Annotated in this window: 13 protein-coding genes; 4 read left to right on the forward strand and 9 right to left on the reverse strand. The window is 71.3% G+C overall.

Going from position 1 to position 14,818, the window contains the following annotated elements; genetic code table 11:
- Positions 1-31 precede the first annotated feature (31 nt).
- The 8 genes from AS25_RS10515 to AS25_RS10550 form a co-directional block, all read right to left on the reverse strand.
- Positions 32-2,848: a glycoside hydrolase family 2 protein gene (locus AS25_RS10515; protein ID WP_052160908.1), complete on the reverse strand. Its 2,817-nt coding sequence runs from the start codon at positions 2,846-2,848 to the stop codon at positions 32-34.
- Positions 2,845-3,951: a DUF1839 family protein gene (locus AS25_RS10520; RefSeq protein ID WP_035964940.1), complete on the reverse strand. Its 1,107-nt coding sequence runs from the start codon at positions 3,949-3,951 to the stop codon at positions 2,845-2,847. The genes AS25_RS10515 and AS25_RS10520 overlap by 4 nt, the downstream gene beginning before the upstream one ends.
- Positions 3,948-4,889, reverse strand: coding sequence for a class-II aminoacyl-tRNA synthetase family protein (locus AS25_RS10525; RefSeq protein ID WP_035964941.1), 942 nt, complete (start codon positions 4,887-4,889; stop codon positions 3,948-3,950). Before AS25_RS10525 ends, AS25_RS10520 begins: the two co-directional genes overlap by 4 nt.
- Positions 4,886-6,091, reverse strand: coding sequence for an acyl-CoA dehydrogenase family protein (locus AS25_RS10530; protein ID WP_035964944.1), 1,206 nt, complete (start codon positions 6,089-6,091; stop codon positions 4,886-4,888). Before AS25_RS10530 ends, AS25_RS10525 begins: the two co-directional genes overlap by 4 nt.
- Positions 6,084-6,338, reverse strand: a complete 255-nt coding sequence (locus tag AS25_RS10535; RefSeq protein ID WP_035964945.1) for an acyl carrier protein — start codon at positions 6,336-6,338, stop codon at positions 6,084-6,086. Before AS25_RS10535 ends, AS25_RS10530 begins: the two co-directional genes overlap by 8 nt.
- A gap of 82 nt (positions 6,339-6,420) precedes the next feature.
- Positions 6,421-6,873 (reverse strand): holo-ACP synthase, encoded by a 453-nt coding sequence (locus AS25_RS10540; RefSeq protein ID WP_035964946.1) that lies wholly within the window; start codon positions 6,871-6,873, stop codon positions 6,421-6,423.
- Positions 6,870-8,015, reverse strand: a complete 1,146-nt coding sequence (locus AS25_RS10545) for an alpha/beta hydrolase (protein ID WP_035964948.1) — start codon at positions 8,013-8,015, stop codon at positions 6,870-6,872. The genes AS25_RS10540 and AS25_RS10545 overlap by 4 nt, the downstream gene beginning before the upstream one ends.
- Positions 8,003-9,649 carry an alpha/beta hydrolase family protein gene (locus AS25_RS10550; RefSeq protein ID WP_035964949.1) on the reverse strand — a complete coding sequence of 549 codons (1,647 nt, stop codon included), beginning with the start codon at positions 9,647-9,649 and terminating at the stop codon, positions 8,003-8,005. The genes AS25_RS10545 and AS25_RS10550 overlap by 13 nt, the downstream gene beginning before the upstream one ends.
- 551 nt (positions 9,650-10,200) lie before the next feature.
- Between AS25_RS10550 and AS25_RS10555 the strand changes: the two genes are divergently transcribed.
- The 4 genes from AS25_RS10555 to AS25_RS10570 all read left to right on the forward strand — a co-directional run bounded on the left by AS25_RS10555 (position 10,201) and on the right by AS25_RS10570 (position 14,521).
- Positions 10,201-11,460, forward strand: coding sequence for a glycosyltransferase family 4 protein (locus tag AS25_RS10555; protein ID WP_052160909.1), 1,260 nt, complete (start codon positions 10,201-10,203; stop codon positions 11,458-11,460).
- Between the two features lie 51 nt (positions 11,461-11,511).
- A complete protein-coding gene (gene gmd, locus AS25_RS10560; protein ID WP_035964951.1) occupies positions 11,512-12,552 on the forward strand; it encodes a GDP-mannose 4,6-dehydratase in 1,041 nt (346 codons plus the stop codon).
- 59 nt (positions 12,553-12,611) lie between these two features.
- Positions 12,612-13,613 carry a GDP-L-fucose synthase family protein gene (locus AS25_RS10565; RefSeq protein ID WP_035965037.1) on the forward strand — a complete coding sequence of 334 codons (1,002 nt, stop codon included), beginning with the start codon at positions 12,612-12,614 and terminating at the stop codon, positions 13,611-13,613.
- Positions 13,614-13,753: 140 nt separating this feature from the next.
- Positions 13,754-14,521 (forward strand): zinc-binding dehydrogenase, encoded by a 768-nt coding sequence (locus tag AS25_RS10570; RefSeq protein WP_253270557.1) that lies wholly within the window; start codon positions 13,754-13,756, stop codon positions 14,519-14,521.
- Here AS25_RS10570 and AS25_RS14315 read toward each other — a convergent pair.
- Positions 14,508-14,774: a phosphatase PAP2 family protein gene (locus tag AS25_RS14315; protein ID WP_084118149.1), complete on the reverse strand. Its 267-nt coding sequence runs from the start codon at positions 14,772-14,774 to the stop codon at positions 14,508-14,510. The genes AS25_RS10570 and AS25_RS14315 overlap by 14 nt on opposite strands.
- Positions 14,775-14,818 lie beyond the last annotated feature (44 nt).

The raw sequence follows: 14,818 nt of genomic DNA on the forward strand, positions 1-14,818 counted from the left end.
CGCCTCACCCGGCCCGTTGATGGACCGCCGGCTACCCGGACTCCGCGTTCACCGGAACCGACGGGACGCCCAGCGCCCGCATGCGGGTGGCTGCGCGTCCCTCGTCGGTGAGGATTCCGCGGACCGGAACGTGCACCGTCTCACCCGGGAGCACATGGACGTAGCCGTCCTCGGCCGCGGCCCCGCGGGGCAGGTCCAGGGCCACGAATCGCGCGAGCCCGGACGCCCTCACGGCCACCACCCACTCCCCCTGTTCGGCCCGGATCCACTGAGCATCGAGTCCCGGATCGAGCGGGTCATTGCGTCGCGGTCCGCCGGTGAGGTGGACGTCCCGCGCCAGCACGCGACCGGAGGGGTCCACGAGCAGGGCGGACACGGCGTCGTACTCCCGCTCCCCGAAACCGTAGGCGTGGTCGAGGTCCCGGAAGGTTCCGTCCGCGAGATCCGCGCGGATCACGGTCTCGCCGCGCGCGGGCACCGTGACCGGGATGTCGAGGGGCTGTTGGCAGCCGCCGCGCACCGTGGCCACGGTCAGTCGCAGCGTGGCTGTCAGCGGGGTCGGGCCGTCGTTCCAGACGTGGACGGGCAGCCCGTCGCCGCCGGCGGGCAGGAAGGACACGGCCACGGGCGCACACGCCCGGCGCATCCCGTACCACGCGGCGGTGGGCCGCCCGGACACATCCAGGACACCCCACCCGGGCCCCGCGGCCGTGGACAGCGCCGAGAGCACGAGGGCTCCCCGGCACGGCGAATCCCCACTGCGCCACTGGGCGAAGGTCCGCTGGAACACGTGGGCGAGCGCGGCGCGCTCGTACTCGAGGCGCTCGGCGTGATCCGTCCCTGCGCCATCGGACACGGGCTGCGCCGGGGTCGCCAGACCGGCGTCCGGATCGCTGTCCCGGTCCAGGAACAGGCGGTGGACGTAGATCGCGGTGGTGTCCTCGAAGGTCCATTCCGCCCCTGGATCGTGGGCCACACCGGCGCGCCACGCGTCCGCGGAATCCGCATCGTCCAGCGGGCCGTCCGTCCCGAACTGCTCCCGCACCGCGGCGGGTTCCGGCGGCACCGCGAAGGCCAGCGCCTCCGCCGCGAACCGCACCCCGCGGGTCACCGCGTCCTCGAGCGGTCGCCCGTAGGCCCCCACCCCGAAGTAGTGGGAGACACCATCGGCCGCGTCCGTGGGAGCTGCGGTCGGCACCGACGACGACGCCGCCCGCTCCCCCTCGGTCTCGCCCGTCTCGTACGCGTGCTGCGCGGCGTCCAGGTCCGCGTCCGAGCACGGGGAGGACGGGACGACCACCACGTCCGCGCCGGCCTCCCCGACCGCGCGGGGGACGTCCCTCAGGATCACGTCCGTGCGCCACTGCTCGGCGGGCCGGCCCGCGAGCGCGGGGGCCTGGATGACCTCGGTGCCCCCGGAGATCACGACCGTGGACGGATGAGAAGCCAATCGCGCGGCCAGATGTCGGACCTCATCACGCAGCCCGGCACGCCACTCGGGATCGTCCGGCGGGTCCTGGGGTCCCAGGGCCACGTCCTGCCAGACCATGAGACCCAGCTCGTCGCACGCGCGGTGGAAGTCCTCGGTCTCGTAGCACGCGGTTCCCGGGACGCGGATCATGGTGCTGCCGCCCGCGCGCAGGCGTTCCAGCACGTCACGGGTGCGCTGCGGGTCCGCGGCCACCTCGAAGGGGTCCGCACCGGCCCACACGGCACCCCTCACGAACACGGGAACGTCATTGATCCGCAGGGCCAAGCCATGATGGTCCCGGTCCCGCGGCTCGGCATACACCGACCGGAACCCCACGGCGTACGTGTACTCCCCCTGCCCGGTGCGCACCCGCACCCGGTACAGCGGTTGCTCGCCCATCCCGTGCGGCCACCACAGCGCAGGGTGGGGCACGGTCAGGTCCACGGTGAACGCTCCGTGCGATGTCGTATCGGACGCGGTCACGACGCGCTCGGCGGTCACGGGTTCCGCGTCCACCTCCCGGGGAGGCTCCACGGTGATGCGTACGGTGTCCCGGGCGTCTTCCGCCCCAGCGCCGGGCTCCGTCGGAACGCCAACGTCCACTGAGCACCCGACGTCCGCCAGACCCGCGGCCGCGCCTGCGTTCCCAGCCGCGCCCGCGCTCCCTGCCGTGTCCGCGCTCCCTGCCGTGTCCGCGCCGAGATCCGGGGTCGTACCCGCGACCCCACCGAGTTCCACGGTCACGACGCCGTTACCGTCCTCCCCGACCCGCGTGCGTACCGCGCGCGGTACGAGTCCGAGCGAGGGGTCGGGAGCGGCGTCGTCGTCGGTGGAGGAAGTAAAGGGGACGGCGCGCAGGCCGCCCCACGGACCCAGGACGGGGAGCGCACCGGGCCAGTCGATCGAGCCGATCAGCGGGGTGCGCCGCCACCGCAGCGAGCGGTCGGACATTAGCGGTGACAACCAGCGGGCGCGCGGCTTGCGCGGCACGCTCACGGACGCCGTGGGCAGGATCCGCAGGGCGATCTCACACGGCCCGGACGGCAGCTCCACGATCACGTCCCACGGCGCAAAGGCGCTGTGGGACTCGTGCACGACCCGGTCCGCGACCAGCAGCTGCGCCACGGTGGCCACGCCCGTGGACTCGAACCGGTGCCGACCACCGGCGGTCGTGACCCGGGTGCGGTACTCCCACACGGTGTCCGGGCCGTCAGAGGCGAACACGGCGGCCACGCGGTCCTCCCCGAGGGCGTCCCGCAGCGCACCGGACACCGTCCCCGGGACCCGCGCGGAAAACCCACGAGCGAGGGCATCGCCCGGGTCCTGCGACGGGTCGAGGCGCCGGAGCGTCCACGCGGCGTCGCGCACCCCGGTCACTCCCCCAGGCCCAGGGCCTCACGCACCGCGCGCATGCCCGCGGTGTGCCCGGCCACGAACGCCTCCGCGGACGAGTCGATGCGCGGTGTCCTGCCCGAGGCCGCCCGGGCCAGCTTGAACTGCAAGGTCTTGGCCGCGCCGGCGGCGGCGTCGAATTGCTCGGCAGCCTCGATCAGCTGTTCCGCATCCAGGTCGCTCGGCCACTCCTGCGCACCGCGGGACAGGTACCGGCACGCGTGGGCCGCGAGCCCGGACGTGAGACCGGCCTGGCGCGTCGTCGCGAACGAGTACTGGTGGAAGTACTCCATGCCCCGCTCGGCGAGCACCGGGACGTGCTCCCGGATCGCGGCCACGAGCCGGTCGGCCGGATCGGGGTGCGCGGTATTGCCCGCCCCGGCGTCCGGGGCGCGGCGCAGGTGTCCCCGCGCGATCTCGACGGCGCGCTGCCACAGCGCCTCGGGCGCCAGGGACCGGATGCCGTCCAGGCGCACGAGTTCCACGTACGGGTACGGGACCCACCCGGAACCCACACCCGTGCCCAGCGCGTTGTCGAGGTCCTCCCCGTGCAGCACGTGGACGCCGTCGTTGTGCAGGTAGACGAGCTCCCCCGCGGCCGGATCCAGGCGCAACGGCACGATGGACGTCTTGCTGTGGGCCCGCCCGTAGGAGACGCCCTCGGTGTCCGGGAGGTGGTAGGCGTCCACCTCCACGATCAGGGCGTCCCCGCGGGACATCACCAGCTGCACGTGCTCGGCCAGGGGCCGCCACGTGTCGTACTCCCCCACCGTGAGGCCGTAGAGCGTCTCGAGGTCCTCCTGCCGGGGCTTGAGGAACTCCCACTGGTCCCCCAGGAAGTCCGCGCTGAACGCGGCCCCGAGCATGGGAAGCGGGTCCAACCCGAGGGTCGCGGTGAGCCCGATCCACACGTCCATGTAGCAGTTCGTGGGTGACCACGGTTCCGCCGGGTCGTGCAGGACGGAGCGCGGTGCGTTCGCCACGGTGAGCGACTCGCACCCGCGCACGGCCAGGACCTCGTGGCCGAAGGGCTCCCGCGCGAACGCGGTACCCGCCGACCCACCGTGGTTCACGGTCACGGCGGTCATGGCAACCCCAGTTCCTGACGCACGGTCGCGGGCCACGCGGCGGTGTCGAAACCGTGGCGCATGGCCAGGGCCAGGGCCACCCGCTCCAGACCGAAGCCGAAGCACGCCGAGTGGGCCACGGCGCCGTTGGCGGTGTGCAGGTGGAAGCTCTCACCGAAGTGGTCCTCGTGCAGGTTCGCGGACGCGATCGCGGTGGGATGCCCCGGGTAGACCTCCGTGAGGATCTCGAACTTCAACTGGGCCTCGCGCTGACCCGCGCTGAGCAGGCGCCCGGCGCGGCCGAAGAACGGGTCGTTGGCGGTGTCCGCCTGGACCTCGAGCCCCAGGGAGCTCAGCAGGTTGGTGCCGGCCTCGAGCCACTTCTCGCGGTGATCCCGGGCCTCCTGCGGCGTGCCCAGGCACACCGCCTCGAACATCCGGAAGGTCACGAAACGCATGGGGTCCGGGCTGGGCTCGTGGCGGTAGCACTCGCCCACGAGCTCGAACACTGAGCCGTCCACCTGCGAGCCCTCGAGGTACGCGTACAGCGGGTGGCACACCGCGGGGACCAGCGCATGACCGGCCGGGGTGAGCTGGGCGGACCAGTCACCGTGCTCCTCGTACGTGGCGAGCAGCTCACGGTGGGCTTTGTTGTCGCCCTCGAACGCGGAGATGGTCCCGAGCAGCTGTGGAAAGGACGCGACGTAGTCCGTGCGCTCGAGCAACCGCGTCCCGTTGACGGGTGGGAAACGCAACCGGCGCGTCCCCGCGTCCGGGGACAACCGCGCCGCGACCTTGCGGGCCGCCGCGGCGATGCCCTGCACGACGTCCTCGGCCTGCGGACCGAGCCCGGTCACGCCGTCCCCGAGGGTGGGCAGCAACCAGCCGTGGGCCTCGAGGCCCTCGCGGAAGGTGTCCTGCAGCTGGGAGAGGTCCTGTGTGGTGTCCGTGGCGCTCATCGTTGCCCCCTGGAAACGAGTTGGAGTGTGGCGGTGTGGAGCAGGATGCGGTCGTTGTTGACCATGACCGAGGGCCCGATGCTGTCCCGGTACAACCGGGCCAGGCTCACGGGCGAACGGTTGGCGAAGGCGGTGATACCCACGATCACCATGGCGTCCCCCACGATCCGACGCACGGCTTCCGCGCCCGAGACCTTCAGGGTGTTCATGGCGATCGCGAACTGCATGGATTCGCTCACGGCGGGGTCGTCCCACGCGGCCTCGTAGCGGGCCACGCTCGCGCGCACCACGTCCGTCATGGACTGCAGCTGCACCTCGAGTTCCGCGAGTCGCATGGCGGACGGCGGGGTGGTCCCCGGGGTCTTGCGCGCGGCCTTCTGCACCACGGACCGGGCGGTGAGCCCGGCCTGGGTGGCCATGCCTAGCCACGCGGAGGCCCACAGGCAGTGGGCCGCCGGGAGCATGGTCTGCGCGGAGATGGTCTCGAACAGCACCGTGAACATGGCGTCCGCGGGCGTGGTGGCGTCCAGCTCGAAGGACTCGGAGCACGTGCCCCGCATCCCCAGGGCGTCCCAGCCGCGCTGGCGGTCCAGCTGGAGGTTCTCGGCCTCGACCACCAACAGCACCTGGTCGCTCGACGCCGCGTCCTCGCTGCGCCGCGCGGTCACCAGGATCGCGTCCGCGTACGCACCGTAGGAGATCACGGGGCAGCTCTTGTGCAGGGCCACCCGGCCGTCCTCGATCGGGCGCACGGCGCACGTGGAATTGCGGGTGTCACCGCCGATCTGGGCCTCGGTCGTGGCGGAGGCCAACAGCAGCCCCTCGGCGGCCACGCGGCGGGTGTAGTCCCGCAGGAAGTCGGTGTCCGCGTGGCGCGTGAGGCACAGCACCTGGGAGTGGTGCATGGCCAGGATCATGGCCGTGGAGGTGCACTCCCGGCCCACGCGCTCGAGCATCCGGCACAGCTCGGTGATGCTGTAGCCCAGCCCGCCGTCCGCTTCCGGGATCGGCGCGGCCAACAGGCCCTGGTTGCGGGCCTCGTCGATGGCCTCCCGCGGGAACCGGGACTCCGAGTCCACGGCGTCCGCGAACTCGCGGGCCACGGCGGCCACGGCCTCCGCGCGCGCGGCGACGCGCTCGGCCCGGTCGGTGTCCTCGGCACCCCGCTGCGGGGTGTCGGTCAGTACTGCATGATCAGTCATTGTTGATCGCCTCCACGGCCTCGGTGATGGAGTTGATGGACGTGAACGTGGCCTTGGTCAGGCGCTCCTCGGGGAACTCGATGTCGAACTCGTCCTCCAGGCCCAGCATCACGTTCACGGACGCGTGGGAGGTCATGCCTGCGCGGTACAGGTCCGCGTCCGCGGCGATCGTCCCGGCGTCCTCGGACAGCTTCCCGTGATGACCCAGCACGGAGCGGACGGTGGTCTCGATGGCGGTGGAATCCATGGGGTGAACCTCTTTCGGTTGATGTGGTGGTTTTCGGTGTCCGCGCCCCGGGTGCCGGTCGGCGCGGTGGTCTGGCCTCCGGTCAGGGCCGGGGTGAGCGGATGGCCAGGGCCACGGCCATCGCGAAGCCGCCGTCGTGGGACGTGCTCACGCTCCACGCCCCGAGTCCGGCGCCGCGGGCCAGGCTGGCGGCCGTGCCCCGCAGTTCCACGCGTGGGGCACCGTGGGCGTCCGAGCGGATCATGATCTGGGGCCAGGCCACGGCGTCGTCGGCGCTCGGGCGCAGCACCTTCAGCACGGCCTCCTTGGCCGCGAAGCGCCCCGCCACGGACTCCGCCGCGGGCATACGTCCTTCCGGACGCGTGAGGTCGGTGATCTCCTCGGGCGCGAACACCGCCCGCAGGTACCGTTGCCCGCGCTGTGCGAGCGCCTCGGCCACGGGCGCGACCTCCTGCAGGTCGCAGCCCACGCGCGGTACGCCGACGACGCCGTCCCCGGCCCCGGCCCCGCGTGCGGTCACGGGCGCGCTCGTCATGACGAGCTCCGTGAGGTCACGTCCTCGAACTCCGAGGGCACCGACGGCTGGGGCGAGGTGCGCTTCACACCCACGCGTTCGGCCCAGCGTCCGAGCGCGACCGTGGCCGCGGGGGTCCAGCACGGGAACTCGTGGCCGCCGTTGCACTGGCCCGCCTGGCCGTACTCCGTGTACTGGTAAGGCGAGCTTTGCGAATCGAGTTTGCGGGCCATGGTCACCGTGGTGTCCCTGAGAGCGGGTTCGATGTCTCCCGCCTGCCCGTTTCCGCGGCCGGCAAACAGTTGCACGTGGACGTTCTTGAGGCGCTCGCTCTGGGTCACGGGGTCGTGCGCCTGCCACTGCTGTTCCGTGGTGGTGGAGCCGTCCCCGAACAGCGCATCCGTCTGGCCCGTGGCCTCCTTGGATGCCTCTTGGAAATAGTCCACGGCGTCGCTCGAGGACACGTCGAGCAACCCAGACAGGCTCACGGCTTCCCCGAAGAGATCGGGGCGTTCTTCCGCGTACCGCACTGCGCCGTAACCCCCCATGGAGTTACCCAACACCACGCGGTGCTCGCGGTCCGCCCTGGTGGACAGGTGCTGATCCACCCACGGGACCACCTGGTCCAGGTGGAACGTTTCCCAGTTCTGCGTGAGTTCTTCCTGGGACGCCCAGTCCGAGTACCAACCCACCTTGCCCCCGCTCACGATGACCGTGATCACGGGCAGGCCCTGGGTGAGCTGCTCGGCCTGACCCGCCTCGTACCACTGCAGGGCGGGGGCCTCCGTGGCACCGCTGCCCGGGAGGAGATACACCACCGGGTACTTCTTCGCGGGGTCGTAGTCCGGCGGGGTGATCACCACCACGGAGTTGCGCCCGCCCGGGGCCTCGGCGGAGACCTGGTCCGTGCTCACCGCGAGCTCCGCGGCGCGGTCTGAGAGACCCCGCGCGCCCGTCACGGTGATCCCGTGGGACGGTTGCGTGAGTTGCTGCGGGTCGGCGAACCCCACCCGGGACAGTGCGGCGTCGTCGAAACCCAGGCTCTCACCGGAGGACGACGGCGCGTGGTCGCCGGACCCGCCGGCCGCGCAGCCGCTCAGCAGCACGGCCGTGAGGGCACACCCGGCGAGCGCGCGGGCGCTGCGTGTTCTCAGACGGCGCACGGGACGACCTCCTCGGCGGGCGAGGGGCTCAGACCCAGGGCGGCGTCCACGATCTCGAGTGCCGTGAGGCGTGAGGCGTGGGCCTGCAGGGAGTGGTCCAGGGCGGGCACGTGGGCCACCCTGATCCGGCGACCCTGGCGCTGCAACCGGGCCAGGCCCTCCTCCCCGCGTTCCTGTTGGAACAGCAGACCGTCCTCCGGCCCGAAGTAGAACGTGACCTCGGCACCCCGGGACGCGTACTCCATGACCACCTCGGGCACGTTGGGGATGTTGCGCCGGCCCAGCACGAGCCACGCGATGTACGGCATGCGGCGGCGCACCCGGTCCTTGGCGCGCGTGCGCCAGCTCGTGGTGACCTCCACATCGCTCATGGTGCGCAGCTGTTCCAGCACGGCGTCCACGTCCCAGTTGCGGTAGAGCTTGTCGTAGTAGCTCTCCGCCGCGCGCCACGCCACGTTGTTGAGCACCACGCGAGTGGTCATGGCGCTCGTGGGCGGGGCCATCGCGACCAGCCAGCCGCCCACGCACAGCCCCACCCCGGTGACCTTCTCCCCGGTGCGCTCGGCCAGCCACGCGGCACCCACGTTCAGGTCCGCCACGCCCTGCCCCGTGTACGGGTTGATGTCCTTGACCTCGTCCAGGCCGGCGGCGTCACCGCAGTGGTGGCGCTCGATGCGCAACGCGGGGACACCGCGGGCGGCGAGTCGGCGTGCCTGCACGGTCCACAGCCCCGTGGGCCCGTCCTTGGGGTCCGCGGACGGCGGTGCGAGCACCACCGCGCCCGCCCCGGTGCCGTCGCAGCCCACGGGGTGGGTGTAGGAAGCGGGCAAGTGGTCCGGGCCCAGCTCCAGCAGGTCCTCCTGGACCTGCGCGCCGAACTCCGCCACGTGGAAGCGCGCGGTCGCCGTGGGACGCCAGCCGCTCACGTCCACCCAGTCCTCCCTGTGGGACGTGGTGGGGACGGAATCGTCCAGTCGACCCACGAGGGCGGCGATCGCCTCCGGGCTCGCCTTCGCGTAGATCGCGGCCACGCCGTATAACTTCTTGGCGATGCGCCGGTCCTCCTCGCGCACCGTGATCAGACCCGGGGTCTTCATCTTGCGGGGATCCGGTAGGGCGCGGATGGCCGCGGCTTCGGCGTCGGTGAAGTGTGTGCCGCCGATCTCCACGCCGTCGGGGACCTCGGGCGGCAGGATCAACCCGCTCGTGCGCCGCAGGCCCGTGTACTGGCGCATGTAGACGGCGCCCGAGACCGGTTCCCACAGCACGCGCCGATCGAACGGCAGGGGTGAGGTCGCGAGCACACCCGCACCGATGCGCAGCCCGATCCCGTGCACGGGCAGATCAGGTCCTACGAGCTCCCGCGCGGCACGGTGGGCCACCGCGAGGTCCTCGTGCCACACCTCGAGCGGGTTGCTCAGAACCGGACGCGCACCGGATTCGGAGGTCCCGCTCCACGCCAGGCGGATCACGAGCCACCCGGATTCCGCGGCGCGCGCGGCCACGAGGCGCATGCTGCGGTGACTCACGACCTCCTCGCGCGCCAAGGCCGGCGCCACGATCACGGCGCCGCGCACACGATCGTCCGCGGGGCCGTGGACCCACGCGTGGATGGTGTGGTCGTGGTCCGTCAAGAAAGTTGCCTGCCCGGCAATACGCATGAAATCTCCCCCAGTTCTGCTCCGCTGCGCCTCAGCCGCGCCCCTTCGCACGTCCCCCCGTGGCGATGGGTGCCCTCTCGAAGACCGGGCCCCACCCCGAAGTGCGGATCGATGCCCCGAACTCCGCGTCACTTCCGCGTTCCCCCGCGGGAGTCGTGCATGTTTGCACTCATAAAGCATAGCCAGGGAGACACCGGTCGTGACCGAGATTACCGTCCCCTAATGTGTGGTTTTACATCAAGATCACTGTTTTTCGCGCTCCCACCTGAGGTGATACCCACGTGTACCTATATGAGCCCACACAGAATTGTCACCACTGTGGTGTTAGGTGCTTGTGCACAGGATTATGATGGCAAACGTCGGGACACGCGGGATTCGTGTTTCGGCGACATTCACCGCTCCCGGTGGGACAGCCATGAGGCATTGCTGCACCACGTGGCGCGGAGGCGGACTGGGGAAGTCCGCCCATTCGGGAAAAGCGGCAGCGGCTGAGCTGTTCCGCTTTTCATGGGGGAGGAGATAGCGTGGCAGCACGCGTCCTGATCATCGGACTCAACTATTCACCGGAACACACGGGCATCGCCCCGTACACCGCCGGCATGGCTCGCGCGCTGCGCGAGGAGGGATGGGACGCCCGGGTCATCACGGGTCTCCCGCACTACCCGCAGTGGCGCGTCCACGAAGGGTATTCGCACCGCCGCGCCGCGCACGAGGAGATCGACGGTGTACCCGTCCTGCGCGTGCCGCATCCCGTTCCCCACGACGCCGGACAGCTGCGCCGGCTGGGGATGGAGATCGTCTTCGGCCTGCGTGCCGCGACCGCCGCGTGGGGCGATCCCGACGCCGTCGTGGTCGTGAGCCCCGCCCTGTTCTCGTCCGCGATCGTGCGGGTGCGCGCCGCACTGAGCCGCACCCCGGTGATCGCGTGGGTGCAGGACATCTACACCGCCGGGCTCACCGAGACCGGCGCGGCGAGCGGACCCGTGGCGCGCGTCATGCGCGGCATCGAGAGCACCTTCCTGCGCTCGTGCCAGGGGGTGGTCGTGATCCACGACCGCTTCTCAGACTATCTGCGCCGCGAGATGGCCGTGCCCACGCGCCGGATCAGCACCGTGCGCAATTGGACCCACATCTCCCAGACCCCCTCGGTGGACACCGACGAACTGCGGCGCCGCTTCGGGTGGGGCGCGGGCGACGTCGTCGTCCTGCACACGGGCAACATGGGGGCCAAACAGGACCTCGCGAACGTCGCCGCGGCCGCGGACGTGGCCGAGCGCACGGGAGCGCCGCTGCGGTTCGTACTCGTGGGCGGCGGGCACCAGCGCCCGCAGCTCGAGGAGCTCGCCCGGCGCACGCCGCGCTTCGAGGTCCTGCCCGGGGTCGACGACGAGACCTACGCCGGACTGCTGCGCGCCGCGGACGTCCTGCTGGTCAACGAACGACCGGGGCTCAAGGAGATGTGCGTCCCGAGCAAGCTCACGAGCTACTTCACCGCGGACCGTCCCGTGCTCGCGGCCGTCGAGGCCGAGAGCCCGTCCGCCGCCGAGCTCGACGCCGCGGACGCGGGCATCCGCGTGGCGCCCGGGGATCCCGAGGCGCTCGTGGCGGGAGCCCTGCAACTGCACGAGGAATGGATCGCGACCGGCGGCGCCACGCACCGCGGCGGACGCCGCTACGTGCGCGAGGTGCTCAGCGCCGGCGCCGCGGTCCGCGCCTTCAGCACCGCGTTGCGCGCACTGCGACCCGCCGGGACCACCGCACCCGCGGCGGCACTGCATTCCTGATCGGCCGGGACACCCGTCCCGACGTACCACGTCACACAGGGGAGACCACTCATGACCAAGAAAGCACTCATCACCGGCATCACCGGGCAGGACGGTTCCTACCTCGCGGAGCTGTTGCTCGCCAAGGGCTACGAGGTCCACGGCCTGATCCGCCGCGCGTCCACGTTCAACACGTCCCGCATCGACCACCTGTACCAGGACCCGCACGACCCGCAGGCGCGGCTGTTCCTGCACTACGGCGATCTGTCCGACGCCGCCCGTCTGGTCACGCTGCTGGGCGAGATCGACCCGGACGAGGTCTACAACCTCGCGGCCCAGTCGCACGTGCGCGTGTCCTTCGACGAGCCCGAGCACACGGGTGACACCACGGGCCTCGGCACGGTCCGCCTGCTCGAGGCCGTGCGCCGCGCCGGGGTGAAGTGCCGCTTCTACCAGGCCTCCACGTCCGAGCTGTTCGGTGCCACTCCCCCGCCGCAGAACGAGGACACCCCGTTCTACCCGCGCTCCCCGTACGGTGCGGCCAAGATCTACTCGTACTGGATCACCAAGAACTACCGCGAGGCGTACGACATGTTCGCCGTGAACGGGATCCTCTTCAACCACGAGTCCCCGCGCCGCGGCGAGACGTTCGTGACCCGCAAGATCACGCGTGCCGTGGCCGCGATCGCCGCGGGCAAGCAGGACCTGCTCTACATGGGCAACCTGGACGCCGTGCGCGACTGGGGCTACGCGGCGGAGTACGTGGAGGGCATGTGGCGCATGCTCCAGGTGGACGAGCCGGAGGACTTCGTGCTGGCCACGGGCCGCCCGTCCACGGTGCGCGAGTTCCTGGAGACCGCCTTCGAGCACGCCGGGCTGGACTGGGAGAAGCACGTCCGCTTCGACGACCGCTACCTGCGCCCCACCGAGGTGGACGCGCTCATCGGTGACCCGTCCAAGGCCGAGCAGAAGCTCGGGTGGAAGGCCACGGTGCACGCCCCGGAGCTCGCGCGGATCATGGTGGACGCGGACCGCGCTGCCCTCGAGTGCGCCGGTTCGCCGTGGATCGACACCGTGTCCGAGCGCATCTGGACCCCGGAGCACGCGGCGTGAGCGCGGACGTGACGAACCGCCGGGACACCGCGGCCGGCCAGGAGCACTGGCCGCACACGGTGAGCGACCCGGCCGATGCCCGCACCACCGACGACGTCGCCTACACCCCCGGCGCGTTGGACCGTTCCGCGCCGTTCTACGTGGCCGGTCACCGCGGTCTCGTGGGTTCCGCCATCTGGCGTCACCTCCAGGACGAGGGTTTCGAGCACCTGATCGGTGCGAGCTCCCGTGAGCTGGACCTGCGGGACCGCGCGGCCGTGGAGGCGTTCATGGCCGAACACACGCCGCGCTACCTCGTGCTCGCGGCGGCCAAGGTGGGCGGGATCGGTGCGAACAATTCCCAGCCCGTGGACTTCCTGTCCGACAACCTGCGGATCCAGCTCAACATCCTGGACGCCGCGCGCACCGCCGGCGTGGAACGCGTGCTGTTCCTGGGGTCGTCCTGCATCTACCCCAAGCTCGCGGAACAACCGCTGCGCGAGGACTCGCTGCTCACGGGGTACCTGGAACCCACGAACGACGCCTACGCGATCGCCAAGATCGCCGGCATCCTGCACGTGCAGTCGATGCGCCGCCAGTACGGACTGCCGTGGATCTCGGCGATGCCCACCAACCTCTACGGCCCCGGGGACAACTTCTCCCCGTCCGGCTCCCACGTGCTGCCCGCCATGATCCGCCGCTACGACGAGGCCGTGCGTGCCGGTGACACCGAGATCACCAACTGGGGTTCGGGTTCGCCGCGGCGCGAGTTCCTGCACGTGTCGGACCTGGCCACGGCCTGCCTGTACCTCATGGAGCACTACGACGGGCCCCAGCAGGTCAACGTGGGTACGGGCGAGGACGTGACCATCAAGGAACTCGCCGGTCTCGTGGCCTCGGCCACCGGGTACGAGGGCTCCACCTCGTGGGACACCTCCAAGCCGGACGGGACGCCCCGCAAGCTCATGGACGTGTCCCTGTTGCGCTCGCTGGGCTGGTCCGCCTCCATCGACCTGCCCACCGGGCTCGACGACGCCGTGGCCTGGTATCGCGCGCACCGCGAGCAGGCGCGGGGCGCCTGAGCGACCGGATGCCCCACGTGATGCGGGGACACTCCGTGTGATGAAGGGACACTCCGTGTGATGGGCGAACTCTCCGCATGATGCCGTGACGACCCGCGCGATGCGGGTCGTCTCCGCTGCCCCGCGGGGATGGCCGCGGCGTGCCGACCGCAAATAGCATGGGAGCCCGGCGTTCAGAGCCGGGCGCCCTGCTCGAGAAGGCGGCCATGAACATCCACGCCTACGTGGTCGATCACGTCGATGCGCCGTTCCGGTGGGAAGAACTCACCGTGGACGAGTCCGTTCCCCTGGAACTCGCGGGCCCCCTCGCGTGCGGTATCACCACCGGGGCGGGAGCTGTGCTCAACACCGCGAACCCCGGCCCGGGTGAATCCGTGGTGGTCTACGGTGTGGGCGCCGTGGGGCTCGGGGCCATCATGGCTGCCCGCAATTCGGCCGCGGCCACGATCATCGCGGTGGACCTGCATGACTCCCGCCTGGAGCTCGCCCAGCGCTACGGGGCCACGCACGTGATCAATTCCCAGAAGGAGGACTCGCTGGAACGGATCCGGGAGATCACCGGAGGGGCAGCGGACTACGCCATCGAATGCGCCGGCGTGATCGCCGTGCTCGAGGAGGCCATCGAGGCGATCGGCATGCTCGGCACGTGCCTCCTGATCGGCGGCGCACCCACGGACGCCCGGTTCTCCGCGGACCACATGCGCACGCTGTTCGGCAAGCGGATCGTGGGCGCCCTGGGCGGTTCACGGACCTCCCAGGAGATGATCTCCGCGCTGCTCGCCCGATGGAAGGTCGGGCGGTTCCCCTTCGACGAGCTCGTGAGGACCTACCCCATGGCCGAGATCGAACAGGCCATCCGGGACACCCATTCCGGTGAGGTCATCAAGGCGGTGCTCACGCTCGCGTGAGCTCCGCCCGCCGCGCCGTGGGGCGCCACGCGTCCACGCCCACGACCAGGTGGAGGATCGCGATCGCGAGCAGCAGCGAGGCCGTCACGTCCGTGAGCCAGTGGTACCCCAGGTAGAGCCGGCTGAACGCGACCACCCCGATCAGCGCAACCCCGGCCGCGGCGACCCACCACCGGGTGAGCGGGGAGCGGGAGGGCCGCGGCGTCGTCGTACCCGTTGCGGCCTCAAAGGACGACGCCGCCGCGGTACCCACCGAGGCGCCCGCGCAGGAAGGTGGACCGGCCGGTCGCCGGGGTC

Origin of the sequence: Kocuria marina (assembly GCF_000786655.1) — a bacterium.
Taxonomy (GTDB): Bacteria; Actinomycetota; Actinomycetes; order Actinomycetales; family Micrococcaceae; genus Kocuria; species Kocuria marina_A.